Origin of the sequence: Allobosea sp. (genome assembly GCF_035999205.1) — a bacterium.
Taxonomy (GTDB): domain Bacteria; phylum Pseudomonadota; class Alphaproteobacteria; order Rhizobiales; family Beijerinckiaceae; genus Allobosea.
Genome location: NZ_DASYHA010000028.1, coordinates 48,046 through 59,679, shown reverse-complemented (window position 1 = coordinate 59,679; position 11,634 = coordinate 48,046). Strand labels below are relative to the sequence as shown.

Below are 11,634 nucleotides of genomic sequence, written 5' to 3'. Positions count from 1 at the left end.
CCTCAGCAGAGACAGGCATTCGGCCGAGCAAGTCGGCGTCACAGCCTGGCGTTCCAGTGAAGCGCAGAAGAGGCGCCGCTCAGCGGCGGCGCCGTCTCGATGGGCGGTTTATAGGCGGACCCCCCGGACCAAGTCAACAGCCTTTTTGAAAGTTTTTCGACAATCTTCGCGACACCCCTCCTTGCCGGCATTTCTGCGGGATTTCGGACTTCTATATACGTGCGCGCGCGTCGGGCGGCGGGTTATAACGTGCTCGGGACTCCTCCGCGGGTCCTCAGCCCCTGGGCAGCTCCGGAATGAAGCGATCTGACGCTACACTCGTAGCGCCGCTTCGTGGCCTGTCCGGCAAAAGCGGATTCGTCCCGGCCGGTGTCGAGACGAGGCCGCGCCCGCAAACAGCCGCATTCGCCGGCCACAGGAGCTCCCAGACCGGCATCCGGATTGATTCCAGCCGGGGACACAGGCATGGTCTCGGAGGACGCCTTCCGGAAGGAGGGCCGCCCATCGGGAATGCCGTTGTCCGGCTTCTCAGGCCAAGGACACAGCGCCGAGGCTCGTTCGCTCAGAATGCTTCCGGGCTCATCGCGCCCGGGATCGTCGTCTCAGGATCCCAAGACGCCTCACGATGAACGCCCACCCCGAGTTCAACACACCAGCCGAGCCGCTCGCCCCCGAGGCGGCAGCGCTGCTGGTCGATCTCGGGATCGAGCCGCCGATCCAGCCCGCTGGCGCAAGCCAGCAACCGCTCGACCGGCGCGGCGTTTCGCTGCGCTGGCTCGCCGCCTGCGCCCTGGTCGGCTCGTGTGGCGCGGCGCTTCTCGGCGCCGCGATCCTGGTCGCGATGCGTGGTGACACCAGCTTTCCGGAACAGCCGGAAACGGTGGCGGCCCGGGCCTCTTCCGCGGCCGGCGACGGCGGCGGCGCCCGCAAGGCCGACAAGCTCGTCGCCGATCAGCCCGTGATGGCCGCGCGCCATTCCGTGCGAGCCCCGATGTCACAGCGCGTCGGCAACCGAGAAGTGATTCGAGTCCGCCCCTTCGTACGGCTCGCCTCCAGCCTGTCGCTGACCACGGGCGTCTATGCCACCAACATCCCGCCGTTCAACCCGCTGCGCCTCTTCGCCGAAGGCGGACAGCCGAATGAGCGCTATGCCGAACCGATCCTCGAAATGCCCGATGCCGACGTCACCATCGTCAAGCGTGAGCTGGCCGATATCGTGATCGCGCCGGGCAAGGCTCAGCTCGGCGATGCCGAGGTCATCACCCAGATCGAGGAGGAGCGGGCGAATCTTGCAGCGACCGGGCGCCAGCGCCCCCTGCCGATTCCGCCGCAGCTGATGCTGAGCCGTACCCTGGGCAATGTGACCAGCCCCGGCAGCGATCTGCTTTCCTATGCGCCCCCGGCCGACACGACGCGTTTCTCGGGGATCGAGGTCCGGGTCGTTCCCGAGAACGTCACCAACGCACCCAAGACACCAATCGCCGCTTCGCGCGAGCCGCTCGTCGAGGAAAAGCTGCTGCTGGCCAAGCGTGGCGAGAATTTCGAATCCGTGATGCGCGGCGCCGGCGCCGCGCCCGACCAGATCCGCGGCATGATGCAGGCCTTCGGCGGCCGGGTGCGCACGGCGGCCCTTCCCGACGGCCAGGTGCTGCAGGCTCTCTACGCTCCGGCGCTCAATCCGGGCGACCCGCGCCAGATCGTCCGCGTCTCGCTTCTCACCAACGGCCAGCCCGACGGCACGGTCGCCATCAACGACAGGGGCCAGTTCGTATCCGTCAACCTGCCGAGGCAGGAGCTGGCCAGCCCGCAGCGGCCGCAGCGGAAGAACACCGACGAGGATGAGGAGGATGATGAGGAGGGCGGCAGCGGCGCTCGTCTCTATGAAAGCCTCTACGAAACCGGCATGCGGCACGACCTGCCTCGGCCGATGATCGACGAGCTTGTCCGCATCTTCTCCTACGACCTCGATTTCCAGCAGCGCGTCCGCGGCGGCGACAACCTCGAAGTCATCTTCACCGAAGACGACGAAGGCGAGCGCGGCGAGATTCTCTCGGCGTCGCTGACCATTGGCGGCGAGACGCGCCGCGTCTTCCGCTACCAGGCGCCCGAGGACGGGTTGATCGAGTACTTCGACGAGGAAGGCAAGTCGCTGAAGAAGTTCCTGCTGCGCAAGCCGATCGCCGATGCAGAAATGCGCTCGGGCTTCGGCATGCGCTACCACCCGATCATGCGCTATTCGAAGATGCATACCGGCGTGGACTGGGCCAATCGCATCGGCACGCCGATCCTGGCCGCAGGCAACGGCACCGTGCTCGAGGCCGGCTGGTCCTCGGGCTATGGCAAGCACACGGTGATCCAGCACGCCAACGGCTATGTGACGACCTATTCGCACCAGTCGAACTTCGCCAAGGGCATCGAGCCGGGCGCGAAAGTCCGCCAGGGTCAGGTCATCGGCTATCTCGGCTCGACCGGCCTCTCGACCGGTCCGCATCTTCACTATGAGGTCAAGGTCAACGGCAACTTCGTCAATCCGATGAAGATCCGCGTGCCCCGTGGCCGCGAACTCCAGGGAACGACCCTGGCCGAGTTCAAGCGCCAGCGCGACGAGATCCAGGGCCTGATCGAGCGCGCCGGCGGCACGGTCGCACAGTTGCGCTGAGCGCATGGCGGGAGCCCAAAGGGCGCCCCGGCCCGCTCTCACGGCTTGACATCCGGGCTCTAACCGCACACCGCCAGACTGTCATCCTTTCGTCGCACCGGTGCCGCGCCCATGCTCGCCGCCCTTCTCGTCGTCCTGCCCGTCTTCGGCCTGATCGCGCTCGGCTATGTCGCGCGCTGGACGAGGCTGCTGCGCGAGACCACCGGCGAAGGCCTCTCGGATTTCGTATTCGTGCTGGCGGTGCCCTGCCTGCTGTTCCGGACGCTGGCCAAGGCCGACATTCCGCAGACCCAGCCCTGGGGCTACTGGATCGCCTATTTCACCGGGCTGACCATCGTCTGGGCGCTCGCCATGCTGATCGCGAGCCGCTTCTTCGCGCGTAAGGGGCCGGAGCTCGTCGTCTCGGGCTTCGCTGCCGCGCAGTCCAACACCGTTTTCGTCGGCGTGCCGATGATCCTGAAGGCCTATGGCGATGCTGGCGCAGTGCCGCTCGGCCTGTTGCTGGCCGTCCACCTGCCGGTGACGATGACGATCGCGACGCTGCTGGCGGAAGGCCGCAGCGCCTCGATGGCGATGCTGTTTCGGCGGCTCTTCACGCACCCGATCATCATCGGCATCATTCTCGGCACGCTCGCCCGCCCCGTCGTCGACCAGCTGCCGGCGCCGTTCTGGACCTTGATCGACCTGATCGCCAATGCCGCCGTGCCCTGCGCCCTGATCAGCCTCGGCATCAGCATGCGCCGCTATGGGCTGGAATCGGGCCTCGGCCTGCCGGTCGCGCTCAGCACCCTCAAGCTCGGCCTGCACCCCTTGATCGTCTATCTGCTGGCGACCCGCGTCTTCGACATGCCGGCCCACTGGTCCGGTGTCGCCGTGCTCTTCGCCGCCTGCCCCTGCGGCATCAACGCCTATCTCTTCGCCGAGCGCTACAGGCAGGGCATTGCCGATGCCTCGAGCGCGATCACACTCTCAACCCTGATTTCGCTCTTCACCACCGCAGCCTGGCTGAACTGGCTCGGCGTCGGCTGAGCCGCCCCCGCTCAAGCGAAACCGAGCCTCCTGCGGAGCGCCGCCGGAGTGGCGCCCTGCGTCCGCAGATCCGCCAGGCTTTCAGACTGTCGGCTCTTCGAGAGCTTGCGGCCGGTCTCGTCGGCCAGCAGCTCATGGAAGTGATAGAGCGGCGTCGGCAGGCCGAGCAGCCGCTGCAGCAGCGCATGGATGTCGGTTGCGGCCTCGAGATCGCGCCCGCGCACGACATGGCTCACGCCCTGCAGCGCATCGTCGACCACGACCGACAGGTGATAGCTGGTCGGAACCTCCCGGCGCGCCAGCACGACGTCGCCCCAGCGCGCCGGCCGGGCCTGCACGGCACGGCCCTGCCCCGCCTCGTCGATCACGACATAGGAAATGTCGTCGCCCGCAATCGCCAGGGCCCGCTGCATGTCGAGGCGCAGCACATGCGGTTCATCGGCCGCGATACGCGCCTGGGCTTCCGCCGGTCCAAGGGCACGGCAGGTCCCCGGATAGAGCGGTGCGCCATCCGGGTCGGTCGGCCAAACCCGACCGGATGCTGCCTCCTGCGCCGCCACCGCTATCCGCACCTGCTGGCGCGAACAGAAGCAGGGATAAAGCAGGCCTCGGCGGCGGAGTTGGTCGAGCGCGACGGCATAATCGTCGAAATGCTCCGACTGGCGCCTGACCTGCGGCTCGAAGCCGATTCCCAGCCAGGCGAGATCGTCGCGAAGCGCCTGCTCCAGCGCCGGCGTACAGCGCTCGCGATCGATATCCTCGATGCGCAGCAGCAGCCGTCCACCCAGCCGCGCCGCGAAGCGTTCATTGGTCAACGCCGACAGCGCGTGCCCGAGATGCAGCCGTCCATTCGGACTGGGCGCGAAGCGAAGGACCGGCCGCGCGGATTCGGAAGGAGACGACGCCATGCGCCTTGTCTAGAATCGGAGTCGATAGTGGCCAAGCGACGAATCCGGCAGGGACGGCAGCGCTCCTGTCGCCGTTCGACGATGGATTGGTCTTGCTGAGCGCATGATGCACAGAATCACCTGCAATGCGGATCTCGAGGAGGGCATGGCGGCGCTGCGCCTGCTCCATCCGCATTGGACCGCAATCATCGATCGGACCGGCGTTCCCCCGCTGCGCCGACGCGACGGCGGCTTTGCCGGGCTTGCCGCGATCATCGTCTCGCAGCAGCTCTCGGTCGCGAGCGCCCGCGCAGTCTTGGCGCGCGTCGAATCCGTGCTGGCTCCGCTGACGCCGGAGCGCGTCCTCGCCGCCACGGACGACGAAATGCGGCTGTCGGGCCTTTCACGGCCGAAGCAGCGCACCATGCGCGCTGTCGCCGCCGCCATTGCCGGGGGGGAGCTCGCCCTCGAGACGCTGGAAACGGCGACGCCCGAGCAGGTCCATGCGCGGATGACCGCGGTCTCGGGAATCGGGCCTTGGACCGCGGACATCTATCTGCTGTTCTGCCTTGGCCATCGCGACGGCTTCGCGGCCGGCGATCTCGCCATCCAGGAAGCGGCGCGGGTCGCCTTCGGCCTGCCCGCGCGACCGCGGGCGATCGAACTGGAGGCCTTGGCGGAGGGCTGGCGCCCCTGGCGAGGCGTCGCCGCTCGCCTGCTCTGGGCCTATTACGCGGCGCTCAAGTCCCGCGAGGGCATCAACGCCTGACGCTCCGGCGCCGCGAAGAGGCCTTCAGCGCCCGACCAGCTTCAGCGCGGCATCGGCGGCGCTGCGCAGGAAGGCGCTGTCGCTCATCACGGTGACGAGCTTCGCGCCCATGTCGAGGAAGGCCTTGGCGCGCTCGCCGGACTGCGCGTAGATCGCGACCGGCTTACCCGCCGCGGAGGCCCGCGCGATGATATGGCGGATCGCCTGGTCGACCTCGCCCGAGAGCGCATTGACCTGCTTGCCGCCCGACAGCGCGATCGAGAGATCGGAGGGGCCGACGAAGACGGCATCGATGCCGTCGAGCGCCAGGATGTCGTCGAGGATCGCCATCGCCTCGCGCGTCTCGATCATCGCGAAAGACAGCGAGAAACGGTTCGCCTCGCGCAGATAGCCGTTCTGGTCGAGGCCCGAGGCACCGAGCCCGCCATAGCTGCCCCAGCTCCGCTCGCCCATCGGCGGATACTTGGAGTACGCCGCGAAGGTTCGGGCGTCGTCCATCGTGTTGATCATCGGCGCGATCACGCCGGAGACGCCGGCATCGAACAGGCGCGAGACATTCTGAAACTCGCCGACCGCGATGCGCGCCAGCGCCGGCTTGCCGGCGGCGTTGATCAGCGGCACGGCCCTGATGACCTCGCCCAGCGTGATCGGGCCATGCTGCATATCGAGCGTGACGGCGTCGAAATTCGCCCGTGCCAGCAGGCCGGCGATGCCCGGCTCGGGCAGGCCGCACCAGGCCGATACGATCGTGTCGCCCTTGGCGAGGCGGTCGGCGAGCGAGGACAGGACGGTCTGTGTGGCCATGGCGCGTTTCATCCGTTGCAGGCCCGCACTTGGGATAGCGAGGCGGGTGCACCACGTTGGACCGGGCCGGGGCAAAAATGCAAACGGGCGCCCATGCGCCCGCTTCAATCACGCCCTGCGTTTTTCAGGCGAGCCGTATCGCTCGCCTCGTCTGGCTCAGCGGCCGGCCTGGATTTCCTCGGCCGCCTTGATCAGCAGGTCCGTCATCACGCGCCGGATCTCTTCATCCGAGACCCCGACGCCGGCACTGGCGAAATCGCCCTTGACCTTGCGCACGACGTCCTCGTCGCCGGCTTCCTCGAAATCGGCAACCACGACCGCCTTCGCATAGGCTTCCGCGTCGGCGCCGCTCTTGCCGAGCTTCTCGGCGGCCCACAGGCCGAGCAGCTTGTTGCGCCGCGCCGTCGCCTTGAAGCGCAGCTCCTCGTCGAGGGCGAACTTGTTCTCGAAGGCATCCTTGCGCTGATCGAAGGTGGTCATGCGGTTAAGTCCTCTCGCGGGGCACGGCCTGGAAGGGCTCGGGAAGGCATATCGCTGCCATATAGGATGCCGCGCCACGCGAGGCCAGTCCGGATTGCGGAGCGAGGGAGGGGCGCTGCCGCACCAAACCCGGACCGGTTTGTTGCGTTTGCAGTGCAGAAGGGCCATATAGCGGGCAATCAGGCGGCCTCGACGCTAGCCTGAACATTGAGCCGGGCGGCCGCGCGGTCTACGCTGATTCCAAACCAGATCGGAATCAGCGCGGATTCATGCCGTACCGGTTGATCAGGGGCCCAGATCCCGCCGCAGGGTAACCTGCGTCCAGAGAAAGGCCGACCTTTGGATTTCCTCAAGCCACGGTACATCCCAATGAATCGCCGCCGTCGCATCTACGAAGGCAAGGCGAAGGTCCTCTATGAGGGACCCGAGCCCGGTACGCTGATCCAGCACTTCAAGGATGACGCCACCGCCTTCAACGCCAAGAAGCACGAAGTGATCGACGGCAAGGGCGTGCTCAACAACCGCATCTGCGAGCACATCTTCTCGAACCTGAACGATATCGGCGTCCCCACGCATTTCATCCGCCGGCTGAACATGCGCGAGCAGCTCATCCGAGAGGTCGAGATCATTCCGCTCGAGGTCGTCGTGCGCAACGTCGCCGCCGGCTCGCTCTCGACCCGGCTCGGGCTCGAAGAGGGCACGCAGCTGCCGCGCTCGATCATCGAGTTCTATTATAAGAATGACGCGCTGAACGACCCGATGGTCTCGGAAGAGCACATCACGGCCTTCGGCTGGGCGACGCCGCAGGAAATCGACGACATCATGGCGCTCGCCATCCGCGTCAACGACTTCCTCTCCGGCCTCTTCCTCGGCGCCGGCATCCGCCTCGTCGACTTCAAGATGGAGTGCGGCCGCCTCTGGGAAGGCGAGATGATGCGCATCGTCGTCGCCGACGAGATCAGCCCCGATTCCTGCCGGCTCTGGGACATCAAGTCCAAGGACAAGCTCGACAAGGACCGCTTCCGCCGCGACATGGGCGGGCTGATCGAGGCCTATACCGAAGTGGCGCGCCGCCTCGGCATTCTCGGCGAGAACGAGAAGGCCGGCCCGACCGGCCCCCGGCTGGTCCAGTAAGCCAAGCGACCGGCGCTATGGGCTCCGGCATGACGTCATCGCCGACATGGAAACGGGAGCGCCTGCGCTCCCGTTTCCATGTCGCGTCCCTGCTGGCCGGATTAGCCCTGCTGGTGACCGGCTGCGCCAGCCAGTTCGGCCTCGGCATGGCGGAACTGCCGGCGTCGCAGGGTTGGGAGCCCCTGCCGATCGGAACCTGGGTCCTGAATGACGGCCTCGAAGCGCGGACCATGGTGTTCTGTCCGCGCGACGCCTGTATCAGGCAGGGCTTCGCCTCGGTCATCGCCTTTTCGGGCAGCGAAGCCGCGAAAATAGATCAGGCGCTCAAGGCCGACCCGGCGAGCCTCGCCCGCCTGTTCTCGAAGCCTCCGGAGGATGACCAGCGCAGCCGCCCGAAATCCGGGTCGAAGCGACCGGCCAAGAGCACCACCACCGTCTCGCGTTTCGAAGCAGAGGGCGTCCCCGGCATCCTGGTCGAAATCCGCGCCAAGGGCTCGTCCGGCAAGAGCGCCACGACCGCCATCCTGCGCGGCCGCGAAGGCGACCGCCTCGTCGTCGCGCTGGCCGTCGCCGAGGACGCCGAGGCAGCGCGTCGCGATGCGGTGGCCGCATGGCGCAGCCGCTGATTCACGTGAAACGGCGCGAAAAGGTTGAGCCTGAGCCGATTCGCCGCTAAGGCACCCCCACAACGCTCGTCCGGAGATCCCCATGAAAGCCCGCGTCACCGTCACCCTCAAGACCGGCGTGCTCGATCCGCAGGGCAAGGCGATCGAGGGTGCGCTGAAATCCCTCGGCATCGACGGCATCGGCTCGGTCCGCCAGGGCAAGGTCTTCGACATCGAGCTCGCCGGCGCGGACAAGGCTGCCGCCGAAAGCGCGCTCAAGGATGCCTGCGAGAAGCTGCTCGCCAACACCGTGATCGAGAACTACCGCGTCGAGATCGGCGCCTGAGCCCGCGCGTGTGATCCGGGCTTCGGCCCGCAAGACGATCGTCCACGCCGCCCGCCGCCGCGACCGCAAGCCCAGGAGCATCCGCCCGTGAAAGCCGCCGTCATCACCTTTCCCGGCTCGAACCGCGACGGCGACGTCGCCAAGGCGCTGAAGCAGGCCGGCGCGAGCGTCGCCCATGTCTGGCACGCCGACACCGAGCTCCCTGCCGGCACCGACCTCGTCGTGCTGCCCGGCGGCTTCTCCTACGGCGATTACCTGCGCACCGGCGCCATTGCCGGGCGCGCCCACATCATGGACGCGACTCGCGCCCATGCCGCCCGCGGCGGCTATGTGCTGGGCATCTGCAACGGCTTCCAGATCGCCTGCGAGGCTGGGCTCCTGCCGGGCATCCTGATGCGCAATGCCGATCTGAAATTCGTCTGCCGCCGCCAGCACCTGACGGTCGAGCGCAACGATACCCCCTTTGCCAGCGCTTATGCCAAGGGTCAGGTCATCGATGTCTGCATCGCCCATGGCGAAGGCAACTACACCGCCGATCCCGAGACGCTGGCGCGGCTCGAGGGCGAGGGGCTCGTCGCCTTCCGCTATGCCGACGCCCAGGGCAAGGTCACGAAGGAGGCGGATCCCAACGGCTCGCTCAACGGGATCGCCGGCATCTACTCGCCCGGCTTCAACGTGCTCGGCCTGATGCCCCACCCCGAGAATCTGATCGATTCGCTGACCGGCGGCACCGATGGGCGCGGCTTGTTCGCCAGCCTGGTGGGCGGCAAGAAGGCTGCCTGAAAGCGGCCTGATCAGCGGGCAGCCGTCGCCCGCGCCAGGAGCTTGCCGGCGGAGGTCGCGTCCAGCGCCCCGACATGCTTTTCAAGAATACGTCCGTCCGGCCCGATGACGAAGGTCTCGGGCACGCCATAGACGCCCCATTCGATCGCTGCACGTCCCGCCCGATCGACGCCGACGGCGGAATAGGGGTTGCCGAGCGCGCCGAGAAAGCGCCGCGCGTTCTCGGCCTCGTCCTTGTAGTTCAGCCCGACGACCGCGACCTTGCCCGCCTTCACGGCCGGCGCGTCCGCGAGCGCGACCAGGAACGGGTGTTCGACCCGGCACGGTGCGCACCAGCTCGCAAAGACATTGACGATCGTAGCTCGCCCCGCCGCGAGATCGGCCATGCCGAAGGCGGGCACGGGCTGTCCATCCCGCTGCAGCCCCTCGAGGGCGGTCAGCGTGATCGCAGGCGCCGGCCGGCCGATCAGGGCGGACGGCACCTTGCTCTTGTCGCCGGAAAACAGGCCCGCCGCGAAGACCAGCGCCAGCACCCCAAACAGGATCAGCGGCACGAGGAAGATCAGCGGCGAACGCCGGCGAGGCGCCTCCTCCACGGGGTCCTCGATTTGATGATCGACCTGGCTCATGAGGTTCGCCGCTCCGAGCGACGGCCTGCGCCGCGCTGCTCCAGATCCGCCAGCGCCCGCTTCTGCGCCCGATGATCGAGGATGACGGCCAATATCAGCCCGCCGAGCACGACGACCACGGCGGCGTAGGACGCCAGGATGAAGCCGGCATGCGGCCCGAGGCTGCTCATGCCGGCGAACCCTGGGTCGCGAGCCGGTCGAGCCGCTCGGCCTCGAGGATCGTCAGCGTCCGCACGCGCCGGCGCATGATTTCGGCCCGCATCGCGCCGAGATGCAGCGCCAGCGCCAGGCAGGTGAAGCCCGTGGCGAGGATCAGCAGCGGCCAGAGCATCGAGGGATGGATCGTCGGCCCGCCCATCCGCAGGACCGAGGCCGGCTGATGCAGCGTGTTCCACCAATCGACCGAAAACTTGATGATCGGCACGTTGACGAAACCGACCAGGGTCAGGATCGCGACCGCGCGCCCCGCTCGCGAGGGCTCGTCCAGCGTGCGCCACAGCGCCATGATGCCGAGATAGATCAGGAAGAGCACCAGCACCGAGGTCAATCGCGCATCCCAGACCCAGTACGTGCCCCACATCGGCTTGCCCCAGAAGGCGCCGGTAAGAAGGCAGATCAGCGCGAAGCCTGCACCGATCGGCGCGGCCGCCTTCTGCGCGACGTCCGCGAGCGGATGCCTCCAGACCAGCGTGCCGAGCGCCGAGAGCGACATCACCGAATAGAACATCAGTGCGAGCCAGGCGGCCGGCACATGCACGAACATGATGCGGATGGTTTCGCCCTGCTGGTAGTCGGCGGGGGCGACGAACCAGGCAAGATAGAAGCCGACCGCCAGCAACACCGCGGCCGCGCCGACAAGCCAGGGCAGCAACAGGGCGGCTAGGCGCATGAAGCGCGTCGGATTCGCGAGATCGATCAGGCCAGCCATGTCATCGCATCATGCTCGGGGCTGCCCCCACAGCTGCCGCCGCAGCTTTATCAATGCGCGCCTTCGGCAGCAATGTGCTTGCGGACCATGCGACATCGCGGACGCCTGGCCTCACGCCTCGCTGCCCGACGTGCCCTTTTTCTCGATCGGGTCGACCACGCCGAAATCCTGCGAGCGGATGCCCTCGCCCGCGACGGCAAAGCCCTCAGCTGCAAGCCCGCGGCGCAGAAGCTCCCGTACAGCCGCTGCGCGACTGGGCATCCGCTTGTCGAAGCGAAAATCCTCCAGCGCCCTCAACTCACTCGGACTCAACATGATTTGGAGACGCTCGGCCCGTTCCAGCTCCGCCATCCGTTGGCCCCTGCCTGATACCGCCAAATGAGTAAGTGGCAACGTAAGCGCATTTTGTGCAGAAACAAGACCGACAGTGCCTGTGGCTTTATGCCTATGATGATGGAGCAGCGGCTGAGCGGGCGTTGACGCAAACTACTAACTAATTGATATTGTTAGTGATTTGGTCATTTCGACCTTGCTTTTCGTAACGGATCGGATAGTGTGGCCGCGTTTCGAGGAGGACTAGC

At 67.1% G+C, this 11,634-nt stretch carries 14 protein-coding genes; 7 read left to right on the top strand and 7 right to left on the bottom strand.

Going from position 1 to position 11,634, the window contains the following annotated elements:
- Nucleotides 1–625 precede the first annotated feature (625 nt).
- Nucleotides 626–2,659 (top strand): M23 family metallopeptidase, encoded by a 2,034-nt coding sequence (locus VGN82_RS26440; protein ID WP_327530087.1) that lies wholly within the window; start codon nt 626–628, stop codon nt 2,657–2,659.
- Nucleotides 2,660–2,770: 111 nt separating this feature from the next.
- Nucleotides 2,771–3,688, top strand: coding sequence for an AEC family transporter (locus VGN82_RS26435; RefSeq protein ID WP_327530086.1), 918 nt, complete (start codon nt 2,771–2,773; stop codon nt 3,686–3,688).
- A gap of 11 nt (nt 3,689–3,699) precedes the next feature.
- Here VGN82_RS26435 and gluQRS read toward each other — a convergent pair whose 3' ends face one another.
- The gene (gene gluQRS, locus VGN82_RS26430) at nt 3,700–4,596 is read right to left on the bottom strand and encodes a tRNA glutamyl-Q(34) synthetase GluQRS (RefSeq protein ID WP_327530085.1); all 897 of its coding nucleotides are present in this window, start codon (nt 4,594–4,596) and stop codon (nt 3,700–3,702) included.
- A gap of 106 nt (nt 4,597–4,702) precedes the next feature.
- Between gluQRS and VGN82_RS26425 the strand changes: the two genes are divergently transcribed.
- Complete coding sequence (locus VGN82_RS26425) at nt 4,703–5,344, top strand: DNA-3-methyladenine glycosylase family protein (protein ID WP_327530092.1); 642 nt, start codon at nt 4,703–4,705, stop codon at nt 5,342–5,344.
- Between the two features lie 24 nt (nt 5,345–5,368).
- Here VGN82_RS26425 and VGN82_RS26420 read toward each other — a convergent pair whose 3' ends face one another.
- Both VGN82_RS26420 and VGN82_RS26415 read right to left on the bottom strand, forming a co-directional pair.
- Entirely contained in the window at nt 5,369–6,148 is a 780-nt protein-coding gene (locus tag VGN82_RS26420; protein ID WP_327530084.1) for an HpcH/HpaI aldolase family protein, read from the bottom strand.
- Nucleotides 6,149–6,304: 156 nt separating this feature from the next.
- Nucleotides 6,305–6,628 carry a DUF1476 domain-containing protein gene (locus VGN82_RS26415; RefSeq protein WP_327530083.1) on the bottom strand — a complete coding sequence of 108 codons (324 nt, stop codon included), beginning with the start codon at nt 6,626–6,628 and terminating at the stop codon, nt 6,305–6,307.
- 339 nt (nt 6,629–6,967) lie between these two features.
- Between VGN82_RS26415 and purC the strand changes: the two genes are divergently transcribed.
- From purC to purQ, 4 genes are all read left to right on the top strand, one after another.
- Nucleotides 6,968–7,762 (top strand): phosphoribosylaminoimidazolesuccinocarboxamide synthase, encoded by a 795-nt coding sequence (gene purC / locus VGN82_RS26410; protein ID WP_327530082.1) that lies wholly within the window; start codon nt 6,968–6,970, stop codon nt 7,760–7,762.
- Between the two features lie 29 nt (nt 7,763–7,791).
- A complete protein-coding gene (locus tag VGN82_RS26405; RefSeq protein WP_327530081.1) occupies nt 7,792–8,388 on the top strand; it encodes a hypothetical protein in 597 nt (198 codons plus the stop codon).
- Between the two features lie 82 nt (nt 8,389–8,470).
- Nucleotides 8,471–8,713, top strand: coding sequence for a phosphoribosylformylglycinamidine synthase subunit PurS (gene purS, locus VGN82_RS26400; protein ID WP_327530080.1), 243 nt, complete (start codon nt 8,471–8,473; stop codon nt 8,711–8,713).
- 87 nt (nt 8,714–8,800) lie between these two features.
- The gene (gene purQ / locus VGN82_RS26395; protein ID WP_327530079.1) at nt 8,801–9,496 is read left to right on the top strand and encodes a phosphoribosylformylglycinamidine synthase subunit PurQ; all 696 of its coding nucleotides are present in this window, start codon (nt 8,801–8,803) and stop codon (nt 9,494–9,496) included.
- Between the two features lie 11 nt (nt 9,497–9,507).
- Here the strand turns inward: purQ and VGN82_RS26390 are convergent, their stop codons facing one another.
- From VGN82_RS26390 to VGN82_RS26375, 4 genes are all read right to left on the bottom strand, one after another.
- Nucleotides 9,508–10,125, bottom strand: coding sequence for a DsbE family thiol:disulfide interchange protein (locus tag VGN82_RS26390; protein WP_327530078.1), 618 nt, complete (start codon nt 10,123–10,125; stop codon nt 9,508–9,510).
- Nucleotides 10,122–10,295 carry a heme exporter protein CcmD gene (gene ccmD, locus VGN82_RS26385; RefSeq protein ID WP_327530077.1) on the bottom strand — a complete coding sequence of 58 codons (174 nt, stop codon included), beginning with the start codon at nt 10,293–10,295 and terminating at the stop codon, nt 10,122–10,124. The genes VGN82_RS26390 and ccmD overlap by 4 nt, the downstream gene beginning before the upstream one ends.
- Nucleotides 10,292–11,053, bottom strand: a complete 762-nt coding sequence (locus VGN82_RS26380; RefSeq protein WP_327530076.1) for a heme ABC transporter permease — start codon at nt 11,051–11,053, stop codon at nt 10,292–10,294. Before VGN82_RS26380 ends, ccmD begins: the two co-directional genes overlap by 4 nt.
- Before the next feature lie 111 nt (nt 11,054–11,164).
- Complete coding sequence (locus tag VGN82_RS26375; RefSeq protein ID WP_327530075.1) at nt 11,165–11,404, bottom strand: hypothetical protein; 240 nt, start codon at nt 11,402–11,404, stop codon at nt 11,165–11,167.
- Nucleotides 11,405–11,634 lie beyond the last annotated feature (230 nt).